Below are 14,585 nucleotides of genomic sequence, written 5' to 3'. Positions count from 1 at the left end.
GGGCGTGCCGGATGTTACCGCGAGTTCACACGCCCATCAGGCCATGGAGGAAAGGCAGGTTGACGTGTTCGAGCGACGGGACGACGGTGCGCCGGTATCCGGGCGCGATGGGGGCGACGGAGGGTACGGCGACGACGTGGCAGCCGGCCGCCTCGGCGGCGGCGACTCCGGTGGCGGTGTCCTCGATGACGGCGCATCGGGCCGGATCCGCGCCCAGGCCCGCGGCGGCGAGGAGGTACGGGTCGGGGTACGGCTTCGTCCGCTCGACCTCGTCGCCCGCGACGGTGAGCGCGAAGTACTGGGGGCCGAGCGAGGCCAGGACGCGGTCGATGATGCGCCGGTGCGAGGCGGACACGAGGGCCGTGGGCACCTCGTGGGCCGCGAGTTCGGCCAGCAGGCGCGCGGCGCCCGGCATCAACGGCAGGGCGCGGCTGATGCGTTCCTCGAAGCCGTCGTTGAGCAGCACGGTCAGCTCGGGGAGCGTGATGTCCGCGCCGGTCGCCTCGATGAGGAAGCCGGCACTGCGGGTCATCGGGCCGCCGACGACGACCTCGCGCCACGCCTCGTCGAGCGCGTGCCCCAGGGCGGCGAACACGGCGACCTCCGCGTCCCACCAGAACCCTTCGGTGTCGACCAGGGTGCCGTCCATGTCGAGGAGCACGGCCTGCAGAGCGGAGCCTTCGGCCGTTCGGGTACCGAGAGCGGGGACCGTACTGGTCATCCGGGCACACCTCCGTGAGGGACGAGAAGGCCGGCTGCCTCCTTGCACGGGAAGGCAACCGGCCTGCACTGGACCGACCAGTGTACGTCCGACGCGGATCACGCGCGCCATGACGTGGTCACGGGCGCGGGACCGGTTTCCCCGGCCCCGCTCCCGCGCCCGTCACCGCGCGTTGAAGTACTTCGCCTCCGGGTGGTGGATGACGATGGCGTCGGTGGACTGCTCGGGGTGGAGCTGGAACTCCTCGGAGAGGTGGACGCCGATGCGCTCGGGCTCCAGGAGCTGGGCGATCTTTGCGCGGTCCTCGAGGTCGGGGCAGGCCCCGTAGCCGAGGGAGAAGCGGGCGCCGCGGTACTTGAGCGCGAACATGTCCTCCATCTCGGCGGGGTCCTCGCCGGCGAAGCCCAGCTCCGAACGGACGCGCGCGTGCCAGTACTCGGCGAGTGCCTCCGCCAACTGGACGGACAGGCCGTGCAGTTCGAGGTAGTCGCGGTAGGCGTTCGCCTCGAAGAGCTTGGCGGTCTCCTCGCCGATCCGGGAGCCGACGGTGACGACCTGGAGGCCGACGACGTCGGTCTCGCCCGACTCCTCGGGGCGGAAGAAGTCCGCGAGGCACAGACGGCGGCCGCGGCGCTGGCGCGGGAAGGTGAAGCGGGTGCGCTCGTTGCCCTCGTCGTCGAGGATGATCAGGTCGTCGCCCTTGGACACGCACGGGAAGTAGCCGTAGACGACGGCGGCTTCGAGCATGTTCTTGGTGTGCAGGTCGTCGAGCCAGCCGCGAAGGCGCGGGCGGCCCTCGGTCTCCACGAGCTCCTCGTACGTGGGCCCGTCACCGGTGCGGTTCTGCTTGAGGCCCCACTGGCCCTTGAAGAGAGCGCCCTCGTCCAGCCAGGACGCGTACTCCTTGAGCTGGATGCCCTTGATGACGCGGGTTCCCCAGAACGGGGGCTCGGGGACCGGGTTGTCGGTGGCCGTGTCGGAGCGGGCCGGCCCCTCCTCGGGCCGCTCGTCGACCTGTACGGCGCTTGCCTTCACGCGGCGCTGCTTGAGCTCGGGCAGTGTGGCGCCGGGGACGCCGCGCTTGACGGCGATGAGGGCGTCCATGAGGCGCAGGCCCTCGAACGCGTCGCGGGCATAGCGGACTTCGCCCTCGTAGATCTCGTGGAGGTCCTGCTCGACGTAGGCCCTGGTGAGCGCCGCTCCGCCCAGGATGACGGGGTAGTCGGCCGCCATCTTGCGCTGGTTGAGCTCCTCCAGGTTCTCCTTCATGATCACGGTGGACTTGACGAGGAGTCCGGACATGCCGATGACGTCGGCCCTGTGCTCCTCGGCGGCCTCCAGGATGGCGGAGACGGGCTGCTTGATGCCGAGGTTGACGACGTTGTAACCGTTGTTCGACAGGATGATGTCGACGAGGTTCTTGCCGATGTCGTGGACGTCGCCGCGCACGGTGGCGAGGACGATGGTGCCCTTGCCCTCGGTGTCGGACTTCTCCATGTGCGGCTCCAGGTAGGCCACCGCGTTCTTCATGACCTCGGCGGACTGGAGCACGAACGGCAGCTGCATCTGGCCGGAGCCGAACAGCTCGCCGACGACCTTCATGCCGTCGAGGAGCGTCTCGTTGACGATGTCGAGGGCGGGCCGGGTCGTGAGTGCCTCGTCGAGGTCGGCCTCCAGGCCGTTCTTCTCGCCGTCGATGATGCGGCGCTTGAGGCGCTCCTCCAGGGGCAGCGCGGCGAGTTCCTCGGCCTTGCCGGCCTTGAGGGACTTCGCGGTGGCGCCCTCGAACAGCGCCATCAGCTTCTGCAGCGGGTCGTAGCCCTCGGAGCGGCGGTCGTAGATCAGGTCGAGGGCGGTGGTGACCTGCTCGTCGTCGAAGCGCGCGATCGGCAGGATCTTCGACGCGTGCACGATCGCCGAGTCCAGGCCCGCCTTCACGCACTCGTCGAGGAAGACCGAGTTGAGGAGGATGCGGGCGGCCGGGTTGAGGCCGAAGGAGATGTTGGACAGGCCGAGCGTGGTCTGCACGTCGGGGTGACGGCGCTTCAGCTCGCGGATCGCCTCGATGGTGGCGATGCCGTCCTTGCGGGACTCCTCCTGGCCGGTGCAGATCGTGAAGGTGAGGCAGTCGATGAGGATGTCCGACTCGTGGATGCCCCAGTTGCCGGTCAGGTCGTCGATGAGGCGCTCGGCGATGGCGACCTTGTGCTCGACGGTGCGGGCCTGGCCCTCCTCGTCGATGGTCAGCGCGATCAGGGCGGCGCCGTGCTCCTGCGCGAGGCGGGTGACCTTCGCGAAGCGGGACTCGGGGCCGTCGCCGTCCTCGTAGTTGACGGAGTTGATGACCGCGCGGCCGCCGAGCTTCTCCAGGCCGGCGCGCAGGACGTCGACCTCCGTGGAGTCGAGGACGATCGGCAGGGTGGAGGCGGTGGCGAAGCGGCCGGCCAGCTCCTCCATGTCGGCGACGCCGTCGCGGCCCACGTAGTCGACGCAGAGGTCGAGCATGTGCGCGCCCTCGCGGATCTGGTCGCGGGCCATCTCGACGCAGTCGTCCCAGCGGCCTTCCAGCATGGCCTCGCGGAACTTCTTGGAGCCGTTGGCGTTCGTGCGCTCGCCGATCGCCATGTACGAGATGTCCTGGCGGAACGGGACCGTCTGGTAGAGCGAGGCGGCGCCCGGCTCGGGGCGGGGCTCGCGGACGGTGGGGGTGAGGCCGCGGACGCGCTCGACGACCTGGCGCAGGTGCTCGGGCGTGGTGCCGCAGCAGCCGCCGACGAGGGAGAGCCCGTACTCGCGGACGAAGGTCTCCTGGGCGTCGGCCAGCTCGGGGGCGGTCAGCGGGTAGTGCGCGCCGTTCTTGCCGAGGACGGGCAGGCCGGCGTTGGGCATGCAGGACAGCGGGATGCGGGAGTGGCGGGCGAGGTAGCGCAGGTGCTCGCTCATCTCGGCCGGGCCCGTGGCGCAGTTCAGGCCGATCATGTCGATGCCGAGCGGTTCCAGGGCGGTCAGGGCCGCGCCGATCTCGGAGCCGAGGAGCATCGTGCCGGTGGTCTCGACCGTGACCGAACAGATCAGCGGGAGGTTCACGCCGGTGGCGTCGAGGGCGCGGCGGGCGCCGATGATCGAGGCCTTGGTCTGGAGCAGGTCCTGGGTCGTCTCGACGAGCAGCGCGTCGGCGCCGCCGGCGATCATGCCCTCGGCGTTCTGCTGGTAGGCGTCCCGCAGGGTCGTGTACGCGGCGTGGCCGAGGGTGGGCAGCTTGGTGCCGGGGCCCATGGAGCCGAGGACCCAGCGCTGCTGTCCGGTGCTCGCGGTGTACTCGTCGGCGACCTCGCGGGCGATGCGCGCGCCGGCCTCGGAGAGCTCGAAGACGCGCTCGGGGATGTCGTACTCCCCCAGGGCCGCGAAGTTCGCGCCGAACGTGTTCGTCTCGACGCAGTCCACGCCGACGGCGAAGTATTCCTCGTGGACGGAGCGCACGATGTCGGGGCGGGTGACGTTGAGGATCTCGTTGCAGCCCTCGAGCTGCTCGAAGTCGTCGAGGGTCGGGTCCTGGGCCTGGAGCATCGTGCCCATCGCGCCGTCGGCCACGACCACACGGGTGGCCAGGGCCTCACGGAGGGCGTCGGCTCGCTCGCGGCCGGCGGGGTCGGTGGACGGGACGGGGGTTGGCAACGAGGCCATGAAAGTGCTCCCTGAGGTGCGACGGCTGTCGGCTTTGCGGATCCCATGGAGGAGCCGCACCCGGTCAGGGTAGCCGGGACGGCGAATTCCCCGCGGAGGCGTCCACGGGCCGGAACGCCCGTCTGCCGGGGGCGCGGGGGTGCCCCGAACCGGTGCGTCGAGGGAAACCGGCTGAAATATAGGCTCCTCGCGTATTCGCACGAGGTCGGCAACGACCGATAGTGTTCAGCATTGCCGAACGATGCTCGGCGTGAGGATCGAGGGAGGAAGGCTGCGATGGCACGGAACATCCAGTCACTCGAGCGGGCCGCCGCCATGCTGCGGCTCCTCGCGGGCGGTGAGCGCCGGCTCGGCCTCTCGGACATCGCCTCCGCGCTGAGCCTCGCCAAGGGGACGGCGCACGGCATTCTGCGCACGCTTCAGCACGAGGGCTTCGTCGAGCAGGACGCCGCGTCGGGCCGCTACCAGCTGGGCGCGGAGCTGCTGCGCCTCGGCAACAGCTATCTCGACGTCCACGAACTGCGGGCGCGCGCCCTGGTGTGGACGGACGACCTGGCGCGCTCCAGCGGCGAGAGCGTCTATCTCGGTGTCCTGCACCAGCAGGGCGTACTGATCGTGCACCACGTCTTCCGGCCCGACGACAGCCGTCAGGTCCTGGAGGTCGGCGCGATGCAGCCGCTGCACTCCACGGCGCTCGGCAAGGTCCTGTCGGCGTACGACCCGGTGGCGCACAGCGAGGTCGTCGAGGCCGAGCGGAAGGCCTTCACGGGGCGGACGGTGAGCGACATCGAGGAGTTCGAGACCGTCCTCGACCTGACCCGCGCGCGCGGGTACGCGGACGACGTCGAGGAGACCTGGGAGGGCGTCGCCTCGGTCGCGGCCCCCATCCACGACCGGCGGCGCATGCCCGTCGGCGCGGTCGGCATCACCGGCGCCGTGGAGCGCGTGTGCGCCGACGGGGAGCTGCGGCCCGAGCTGATCGCCGCCGTGCGCGACTGCGCCCGCGCGGTCTCCAGGGACCTGGGCGCCAGCCGCTTCTGACCCTCCCGCGCCGCGCGAGCGCGGTCACCCTTACGGACCACGGGCCCCGCCTTCAGAGGCGGGGCCTTTCCGTTGCCCGGCCGGGGCACGCCGCTCTCCACCCCCCGTTCAACGTGCAGGGTGCACCCGCCCGCGACACCATCGATGGACGCGCAGTCCAGGCACTTCACCCCCGGCCAGCACCGATAACCCGACCCGATCAATAACGATCGAGTTTTCGATAACGGAACCCTTGACTAGCGAGTAACACCGGGTGAGACTCGCGTCCATCGGTCGGCATTGTCGAACACCTACCGGCAATAGGCGTTAGAGTGTGACAAGCCAGGGCCGAAACCGCCCTCACCTGAGGGCGCGAACCACCGGAGAGGGACCCGGGGTTCGGCTTCCCCTGGACGAAGGACAAAGGAGTCGCGGGTGTCCAGCTCCGACATCTTCATCGGCGAGACCATCGGTACCGCCGTACTCGTACTGCTGGGCGGTGGCGTGTGTGCCGCCGTCACGCTGAAGCGCTCCAAGGCGCAGAACGCCGGCTGGGTCGCGATCACCTTCGGGTGGGGCTTCGCGGTGCTGACCGCCGCCTACCTGGCGGGGGGCGTGTCAGGCGCCCACCTGAACCCGGCGGTCACCATAGGTCTGGCCATCAAGGGCGCCACCCCGTGGAGCGACGTTCCGCTCTACCTGGCCTCGCAGCTCCTCGGCGCGATGATCGGCGCCGTACTGGTCTGGGCGACGTACTACGGACAGTTCCAGGCGCATCTGACCGACCCCGCGGTCCTCGCGGCGCACGCCGGCAACGGTGAGGAAGGCATGGTCGACCCGAAGGCCGCGCCGAAGGCCGGTCCCGTGCTCGGCGTCTTCTCGACCGGCCCGGAGATCCGCAACGCCGCACAGAACCTGATCACCGAGATCATCGCCACGGTCGTGCTCGTCCTGGCCATCCTCACCGAGGGCCTGAACGACGGCGGCAACGGCCTGGGCACCCTCGGTGCCATGGTCACCGCGTTCGTCGTCGTCGGCATCGGCCTCTCGCTCGGCGGCCCCACCGGCTACGCCATCAACCCGGTCCGCGACCTCGGCCCCCGCATCGTGCACTCCCTGCTGCCCCTGCCGAACAAGGGCGGCTCCGACTGGACGTACGCGTGGATCCCGGTCGCAGGCCCGCTCATCGGCGGCGCCATAGCGGGCGGCCTCTACAACATCGCCTTCAAGTAGGCGCGTAGATCCCCCCGCACGACCGCCAGAGCCGGACCGAGAACCTCCAGGAGCACACCGTGACCGACGCACACACCGCAGGCCCCTTCATCGCGGCGATCGACCAGGGCACCACCTCCAGCCGCTGCATCGTCTTCGACAAGGACGGCCGGATCGTCTCCGTCGACCAGAAGGAGCACGAGCAGATCTTCCCGAAGCCGGGCTGGGTCGAGCACAACGCGACCGAGATCTGGACCAACGTCCAGGAGGTCGTCGCCGGGGCCGTCACCAAGGCCGGCATCACCCGCGACGACATCAAGGCCATCGGCATCACCAACCAGCGCGAGACCACGCTGCTCTGGGACAAGAACACCGGTGAGCCCGTCCACAACGCCATCGTCTGGCAGGACACCCGCACCGACGCCCTGTGCAAGGAGCTCGGGCGCAACGTGGGCCAGGACCGCTTCCGCCGCGAGACCGGCCTGCCGCTCGCCTCCTACTTCGCCGGCCCCAAGGCCCGCTGGCTGCTCGACAACGTCGAGGGCCTGCGCGAGCGCGCCGAGGCGGGCGACATCCTCTTCGGCACCATGGACACCTGGGTCATCTGGAACCTGACGGGCGGTGTCAACGGCGGCCACCACGTCACCGACGTCACCAACGCCTCCCGCACCATGCTAATGAACCTCCACACCATGGAGTGGGACCCGAAGATCGCCGAGTCCATCGGCGTCCCGCTGGCCATACTGCCGGAGATCCGCTCGTCCTCCGAGGTGTACGGCGAGGTCAGCGGCGGCCGGCTCGGCGACCTCCTCGGCGGCGTTCCCGTCGCGTCCGCGCTCGGCGACCAGCAGGCGGCCCTGTTCGGCCAGACCTGCTTCTCCGAGGGCGAGGCCAAGTCGACGTACGGCACCGGCACCTTCCTGCTGATGAACACCGGCCACAAGCCGGTCAACTCGTACAACGGCCTGCTGACCACCGTCGGCTACCGCATCGGCGACCAGAAGGCGGTCTACGCCCTGGAGGGCTCGATCGCCGTCACCGGTTCGCTGGTGCAGTGGATGCGCGACCAGATGGGCCTGATCTCCACCGCCGCCGAGATCGAGACCCTCGCGTCGTCGGTCGAGGACAACGGCGGCGCGTACTTCGTGCCGGCCTTCTCCGGTCTGTTCGCCCCGTACTGGCGCTCCGACGCCCGCGGTGTGATCGCCGGCCTGACCCGGTACGTCACCAAGGCGCACCTCGCGCGCGCCGTGCTCGAGGCCACTGCCTGGCAGACCCGTGAGATCACCGACGCCATGACGAAGGACTCCGGCGTCGAGCTCGCGGCGATCAAGGTCGACGGCGGCATGACCTCCAACAACCTGCTGATGCAGACGCTCTCGGACTTCGTGGACGCCCCTGTGGTGCGCCCGATGGTCGCCGAGACCACCTGCCTCGGTGCCGCCTACGCCGCCGGTCTCGCCGTCGGCTTCTGGTCCTCGACCGACGAGCTGCGCGCCAACTGGCGCAGGGCCGCCGAGTGGACTCCCAACATGGCCGCGGAGAAGCGCGACCGTGAGTACAAGAGCTGGCTCAAGGCCGTTGAACGCTCCATGGGCTGGCTCGACGAAAGTGGCGAGGAGTAAGACATGACCACCCTGCAGAGCGTCCCTGCCCTCGGGACGCATCCGGCCGCCGGCTCGACTGCGTCGTACAAGGCAGCGAGCCGCGCCGAGACCCGGGAGCTGCTTTCCAAGGCGACGTACGACCTCCTGGTGATCGGCGGCGGGATTCTGGGCATCTCCACCGCCTGGCATGCCGCGCAGTCGGGACTGCGGGTGGCCCTGGTGGACGCCGGTGACTTCGCCGGCGCCACCTCCTCCGCCTCCTCCAAGCTCCTCCACGGCGGGCTGCGCTACCTGCAGACCGGCGCGGTGAAGCTGGTGGCGGAGAACCACTTCGAGCGGCGTGCGGTGTCGCGTCAGGTGGCGCCGCACCTCGCCAACCCGCTCACGTTCTACCTGCCCGTCTACAAGGGCGGCCCGCACGGGGCGGCGAAGCTGGGCGCGGGTGTCTTCGCGTACAGCGCGCTGTCGGGGTTCGGTGACGGTGTCGGGCACCTGCTCTCCCCCGCGAAGGCGCAGCAGGACGTGCCCGAGCTGCGGACGGAGAACCTGAAGGCCGTGGCCGTGTACGGCGACGACCAGATGAACGACGCGCGCATGGCCCTGATGACGGTCCGCGCGGCCGTCGACGCCGGCGCCGTCGTCCTCAACCACGCCGAGGTCACGGGCCTGCGCTTCACGCGGGGCCGGGTCACGGGCGCGGACCTCAGGGACCGCGTCGACGGCGAGGAGTTCGGCGTGAACGCCCGGCTCGTGCTGAACGCGACCGGCCCGTGGGTCGACCACCTGCGCGCCATGGAGGACGCGAACGCGGCCCCCTCGATCCGCCTCTCCAAGGGCGCGCACCTCGTCCTCAAGCGCACCTCTCCGTGGAAGGCCGCGCTGGCGACGCCGATCGACAAGTACCGCATCACGTTCGCGCTCCCGTGGGAGGACATGCTGCTCCTCGGCACGACGGACGAGGAGTACGAGGGCGACCCGCGCGACGTGTCGGTCACCGAGAAGGACACCGCCCAGATCCTGGACGAGGCGGCCTTCTCCGTACGGGACCAGCAGCTGAAGCGGGACCTGATCACCTACTCGTTCGCGGGGCTTCGTGTGCTGCCCGGCGGGCCAGGCGACACGTCCAAGGCGAAGCGCGAGACGGTCGTCACCGAGGGCCGGGGCGGCATGCTGTCCGTCGCGGGCGGCAAGTGGACGACGTTCCGGCACATCGGCCGTACGGTCATGAAGAAGCTGGAGTCGCTGCCGGGCCACCCGCTCGGCGAGGACTTCGAGCCGGTCAGGGAGCTGCCGAAGCGGATACCGCTGCCCGGTGTCGCCAACCCGCGCGCCGTGGCACACCGGCTCCTGGTCGACAACCCGGCCCCCGGTCCGCGCATGGCGGCCGACACCGCGAGGCACCTGGCGACGCACTACGGCTCGCTGGCCTTCGACATCGCGCGGCTTGCCAACGAGGACGCGGCGCTGGCCGAGCGGGTCCACCCGGACGCGCCCGAGATCATGGCGCAGGTCGTGTACGCGCGGGACCACGAGTGGGCCGAGACGGCGGACGACGTGCTGCGCCGTCGCACGACGCTGACGATCCGGGGCCTCGCCACGGACGAGGTGCGGGCCAAGGTCCAGGACGTGCTCGACAAGAAGTAAGTACCTCTGGATCCATATGACGTGAGGGGCGGCTGCCACGGGGGGAGCCGCCCCTCACGCCTGCCCGGGTGCGCTGCCATGCCGCGTACATACGCCCGCAACGCCCGGGCGCGAGAGTGGGGGCATGAAGTTCCAGGTCCTGTCGATCATCGGCCACGCGCCGCATCCCCTCACCGGTGAACTCCCCTCCGCCGCCGACCGGTTGGCGCAGGTCGTCGACGTCGGTGTCGCGGCGGAGGAGGCCGGCTACGACGCGTACGCGGTCGGCGAGCGGCACGCGGGGGCGTTCCTGTCGTCGAGTCCGACGGTGGTCCTCGGCGCGCTGGCCGCCCGTACGTCCCGGATCAGGCTGCTGACCGGCGTCACCGTCGTCGCGATCCTCGATCCGGTGCGGGTCGCCGAGGACTACGCGACCCTCGACCAACTCTCCCACGGACGCGTCGAGTTGGTGATCGGCAAGGGTGCGGAGGCCGGTCACTTCGACCTCTTCGGGCTCGACGAGACACGCCAGTGGGACCTCCAGGAGGAGAAGTACGAGCTCCTGAGGCGCCTGTGGAGCGAGGAAGGCGTCGACTGGGAGGGCGAGTTCAGGCCCGCCCTCAAGAACGTGACCACGGTGCCGCGCCCGTACGCGGGGCTCCCCCGCGTCTGGCACGGCTCGGCGACCTCGCTCAACTCCCCGGAGCTCGCGGCCCGGCACGGCGACCCGCTGTTCACGGCCAACGCCATCCAGCCGCGCGCGGCCTACGCGAAGCTGATCGACCACTACCGCGAGCGCTTCGAGGCATACGGGCACGATCCGGCGCGGGCGCATGTCGCGGCGGGCTCGGGCGGCCTGCTCATCGCGGACTCGCACGAACAGGCGGTGGCGCGCTTCAAGGACCTGTACGAGGCGAAGGTCGCGCAGTCCTTCAAGCCGCACCTGGCGGGGAAGGCGGGCTACAACACGCCGTTCCGCACGGTCGAGGACGCCATCGCGGACGGGCCCCAGCTGATCGGTTCACCGCAGCAGATCATCGACAAGATCCTCGGCTACCACGCGGTGTACCGGCACGACCTCCAGTCGATCACCGTCGACGCCTTCGGGCAGGGGACGGGCGAGCAGATCGAGACGCTGCAGCGGTTCGCCGAGGAGATCGCGCCGGTGATCAGGAAGGAGGCGCCCAGCTCCCTGTGGGAGTGAGCGCCTCCGTCCTACGAGGCGGCTTCGTCCGGGGCGTCCGACCCCAGGATGGAGTCCTCCAGCTTGCGCAGGAGCCGCGAGAGCTGGCGGCACTCCGCCGGGGAGAGCTCGCCGAGCATCCGGCGTTCGTTGTCGAGGTGCTCGGTGAACACCTCGTCGACCTTGGCGAGGCCCTCGTCCGTGAGCCGCGAGTAGACGACCCTGCGGTCGTCGTCGTCGCGCTCCCTGACGATCAGACCGTCCTTCTCCAGGCGGTCTATCCGCAGGGTGACCCCGGCCGACGAGACGAGGCCCTGGTCGGCGAGCTGCCCGGCGGTCAGGCGGTACGGCGCGCCGGAGCGGCGCAGCGCGGTCAGCACGTCGAAGCCGGCGACGGAGAGCCCGTGCCGCTCTATCGACGCGATCAGCTTGGTGTTGTACCGCAGGAACGAGCGGTGCAGCCGGGCGAGGACCTCCAGCGGGGTCGTGTCCAGCTCGGGCCGCTCCCGCGCCCAGTCGTCGATGAACTGCGCCACGGCATCCCGCCGCGCGGCCTTCCGATCAGCCATCCCGTCCCCTCGGCCTCTTCCGGGTGGGCGAGATGTCCTACGCCCCTGAAAATCCTACCCCTGAAGCGATCACGTCCGGACGCGCGCCTGCGATGATGCCGACGCCGAACGGTGTTCTCATGGGCAAGAGGGTGCAGCCGACTCGGTGTGCGCGAGGTGAGCGACATGCGACACGTGATCGACCAGGCCGCCGCGTGGCAGGCCGCCGCGACCCGCTTCGCGATGGCGACGGTCGTCCACACCTGGGGCTCCGCCCCGCACCCCGCGGGTACGTCGATGCTGGTCGCCGAGGACGGCCGGGTCGTCGGCAACGTCTCCGGGGGCTGCGTGGAGGCCGCGGTGTGCGCGGTCGCGGAGGACGTCCTGGCCGGCGCGGGACCCGCCCGCGAGACCTACGGAGTCAGCGACGACGAAGCCTTCTCGGTGGGCCTGACCTGCGGCGGAACCATCGAGGTACTGGTTCACGAGGTCACCGCCGACGCACCGCTCCAACGGGTGGCCGCGGACCTCGCGGCCCATGCGCCGGTGGCGCTGGTGACCCCGGTGGAGGGCGCGGCCGGGAGTCTCGCCGTGGGCGCTTCCGGGCTGAGCGGGTCGCTGGGCGACGCGCGCCTCGACCGGGCGGCCGCGGAGGCCGCCGAAGGGCTGCTCGCCCGTGGCACGAGCGGCCTGGTGCGGGTGGGCGAGCCGGGCGGCGCAGCCCCGTCGTGCGCGCCCGAGCGGGAGCTGTTCGTGCAGGTCTTCGGGGCGCCGCCGCACCTCCTGGTGTGCGGCGCGGTCGAGTTCGCGCGGCCCCTCGTCCGTATCGGCGCGCTGCTCGGCCACCGGGTGACCGTGTGTGACGCCCGTCCCGTCTTCGCGACGCCCGAACGCTTCCCCGAGGCGAACGAGGTGGTCGTGGACTGGCCGCACCGCTGGTTCGCGGCGCACGAGGACCAGGTGGACGCCGCCACGGCCGTGTGTGTGCTCACCCATGACGCCAAGTTCGACGTGCCCCTGCTGGAGCTGGCGCTGCGCAGCCGGGCCGGTTACGTGGGGGCCATGGGCAGTCGCCGTACGCACGAGGACCGTCTGGCGCGGCTGCGCGCGGCGGGCCTGGGCGAGGCCGAGCTCGCGCGCCTGCGCTCACCGATCGGCCTCGACCTCGGCGGGCGCGGGCCCGAGGAGACGGCGGTGTCCATCGCGGCGGAGATCATCGCGGTGCGCCGGGGCGGGAGCGGCCTCGCACTGAGCGGCCTTGAGGGGCCGGTGCACGCGTCGTGAGCCTTTTTTGAACTGACGGAGGGGCGGGCCCAGGGAATGTCTGACCATTCCCCTGGGCGCCGCCCCCTCGAAGCCGGCGAACTGCCGGTCCTCCGTCAGGAGTTGAGCTCCTCCAGCGTCTTGCCCTTCGTCTCCACCGCGAAGAGTGCGATCACCGCACCCACCGCGGCGACCCCGGCGAGCTGGGCGAAGACGAGGGTGAGGCTGCCGCCCCCGCCGAGGATCGCGCCGACCGTGATCGGGCCGAGGATGACGCCGAGGCGGTTCCACAGGCCACCGAACGCGGCACCCTTGGCGCGGTTGCACGTCGGGTACAGCTCGGGCGAGTAGAGGTACAGGCCCGCGTTGATCGCGTAGACGAAGAACGTCGTGCAGGAGGCGAAGAGCGCGACCTGGCTGCCGGACGTCACACCGACCAGGGCGAGCGTCACGAGGGTGAGCGCACTGCCGCCGAGTGCGGCCACGAGGGCGGGGCGACGGCCGATGCGGTCGATGACGAGGGCGACGGCGAAGGTGCCGAGGAGGCCCGTCACGTTGCTGAGCAGGGTGTACGTGAGCGCGGTGGTCAGGTCGAGGCCGAAGTGCTTGACGTACAGCGAGGGCAGCCAGGTGGAGATGCCGTGGTTGACGTAGTACGCCACGAACCAGAGGGCGGAGAGCACGGTCGTGCGGCGCAGGTACTTGCCGGTGAACAGATCCCGCAGGCTGCCCTTGGCGGTGTCGTCCCCGCGGCCCTCGACCGGCTCGGGCAGGTCCGCGCCGGTGGCGGCCGCGACCTCCGCCTCGATGCGGGCGATGACCTGCTCGGCCTCTTCGGTACGACCCTGGGAGAGCAGCCAGCGGGGCGACTCGACGACCTTCTTGGGCAGGACGACGGCGAGCAGGACGGGCAGGGCGCCGATCACGAACATGGCGCGCCAGCCGAAGGTGGGCACCACCCATACGGCGACGAGGGTGGCCGCGGCGAGTCCGAGCGGGAAGATCATCTCGTAGATCAGGACGAACCGGCCGCGCTTGTCGGAGCGGGCGATCTCGTTGATGTACGTGGCCGCCACGGGGACGACGCCGCCGATGCCGAGGCCCTGCACGAAGCGGCAGAGCGAGAACATCTCGATGTTGTTCGAGAAGGCCACCGCGAGGCTCGCGAGCGCGGTGACGGCGACACCGAGGGCCACGGTGCGCACCCGGCCGACGCGGTCGCCCAGCCACCCGGCGACCAGGGCGCCCAGGAGCATGCCGACGGAGCCGGAGGTGATGGCGAAGGTCGCCTGGGCCGTGCTCAGGTGCCAGTCCTTGATCAGGACGGGGAGCGCGGACGCGGAGAGAAGCTGGTCGAACGCCTCGAAGAAGGTGACGGCGCCGATCAGGAATCTGACCTTCACGTGCCATCGGGATTGTGGAAGTCGTTCGAGCCGGGCGGCGATCGATCCGAGCCCTGGCTTGCCGGCCACAGTGGTCATGAGGGGGCCTTTCGCGACAACGCGAACAGAGGAGTTCCGCAGACATTAGGAGGACTTCTCTAAGCGGTCAATGATTCATGGCTAAGACATTTTCAGCGTGACCTCACCGTCACCGACCCGCAACCGACCTCGGACCACCTTCACGCAAAGACTTCGCCAGGGGGTCTTGCGGAGAATTACTTAAGCCCTTAGATTTCTAGCACTTCAGCGCTCAGGCATCGCCGCGCTGCACGTTCCACCCCC

At 70.4% G+C, this 14,585-nt stretch carries 10 protein-coding genes; 6 read left to right on the top strand and 4 right to left on the bottom strand.

What is annotated here, in order from left to right; translation table 11 throughout:
• Nucleotides 1-25: 25 nt before the first annotated feature.
• Nucleotides 26-721: an HAD family hydrolase gene (locus EOT10_RS13380; protein ID WP_127828388.1), complete on the bottom strand. Its 696-nt coding sequence runs from the start codon at nt 719-721 to the stop codon at nt 26-28.
• 162 nt (nt 722-883) lie between these two features.
• Entirely contained in the window at nt 884-4,405 is a 3,522-nt protein-coding gene (gene metH, locus EOT10_RS13375; RefSeq protein ID WP_127828387.1) for a methionine synthase, read from the bottom strand.
• A gap of 276 nt (nt 4,406-4,681) precedes the next feature.
• On the opposite strand from metH, the gene EOT10_RS13370 reads away from it, so the two are divergent.
• The 5 genes from EOT10_RS13370 (at nt 4,682) to EOT10_RS13350 (ending at nt 11,071) form a co-directional block, all read left to right on the top strand.
• Nucleotides 4,682-5,446, top strand: a complete 765-nt coding sequence (locus tag EOT10_RS13370; protein WP_127828386.1) for an IclR family transcriptional regulator — start codon at nt 4,682-4,684, stop codon at nt 5,444-5,446.
• 414 nt (nt 5,447-5,860) lie between these two features.
• On the top strand, nt 5,861-6,658 hold the full coding sequence (locus tag EOT10_RS13365; protein WP_127828385.1) for an MIP/aquaporin family protein: 798 nt from the start codon (nt 5,861-5,863) through the stop codon (nt 6,656-6,658).
• 59 nt (nt 6,659-6,717) lie between these two features.
• Nucleotides 6,718-8,262 (top strand): glycerol kinase GlpK, encoded by a 1,545-nt coding sequence (glpK, locus tag EOT10_RS13360; protein WP_127828384.1) that lies wholly within the window; start codon nt 6,718-6,720, stop codon nt 8,260-8,262.
• Nucleotides 8,263-8,265: 3 nt separating this feature from the next.
• Nucleotides 8,266-9,888: a glycerol-3-phosphate dehydrogenase/oxidase gene (locus tag EOT10_RS13355; RefSeq protein ID WP_127828383.1), complete on the top strand. Its 1,623-nt coding sequence runs from the start codon at nt 8,266-8,268 to the stop codon at nt 9,886-9,888.
• Between the two features lie 124 nt (nt 9,889-10,012).
• Nucleotides 10,013-11,071, top strand: a complete 1,059-nt coding sequence (locus EOT10_RS13350; protein WP_127828382.1) for an LLM class flavin-dependent oxidoreductase — start codon at nt 10,013-10,015, stop codon at nt 11,069-11,071.
• Nucleotides 11,072-11,082: 11 nt separating this feature from the next.
• On the opposite strand, the gene EOT10_RS13345 is transcribed toward EOT10_RS13350, so the two are convergent.
• The gene (locus EOT10_RS13345; RefSeq protein ID WP_127828381.1) at nt 11,083-11,619 is read right to left on the bottom strand and encodes a MarR family winged helix-turn-helix transcriptional regulator; all 537 of its coding nucleotides are present in this window, start codon (nt 11,617-11,619) and stop codon (nt 11,083-11,085) included.
• Between the two features lie 165 nt (nt 11,620-11,784).
• On the opposite strand from EOT10_RS13345, the gene EOT10_RS13340 reads away from it, so the two are divergent.
• Nucleotides 11,785-12,882 carry an XdhC family protein gene (locus tag EOT10_RS13340; protein WP_127828380.1) on the top strand — a complete coding sequence of 366 codons (1,098 nt, stop codon included), beginning with the start codon at nt 11,785-11,787 and terminating at the stop codon, nt 12,880-12,882.
• 95 nt (nt 12,883-12,977) lie between these two features.
• On the opposite strand, the gene EOT10_RS13335 is transcribed toward EOT10_RS13340, so the two are convergent.
• Nucleotides 12,978-14,342, bottom strand: a complete 1,365-nt coding sequence (locus EOT10_RS13335) for an MFS transporter (protein ID WP_127828379.1) — start codon at nt 14,340-14,342, stop codon at nt 12,978-12,980.
• Nucleotides 14,343-14,585: the final 243 nt, after the last annotated feature.

It is taken from the genome of Streptomyces antnestii (genome assembly GCF_004005495.1).
Classification (GTDB): Bacteria; Actinomycetota; Actinomycetes; order Streptomycetales; family Streptomycetaceae; genus Streptomyces; species Streptomyces antnestii.
Note: the sequence above shows the minus strand (reverse complement) of the source record. Positions and strands in the feature narration are given on the sequence as shown.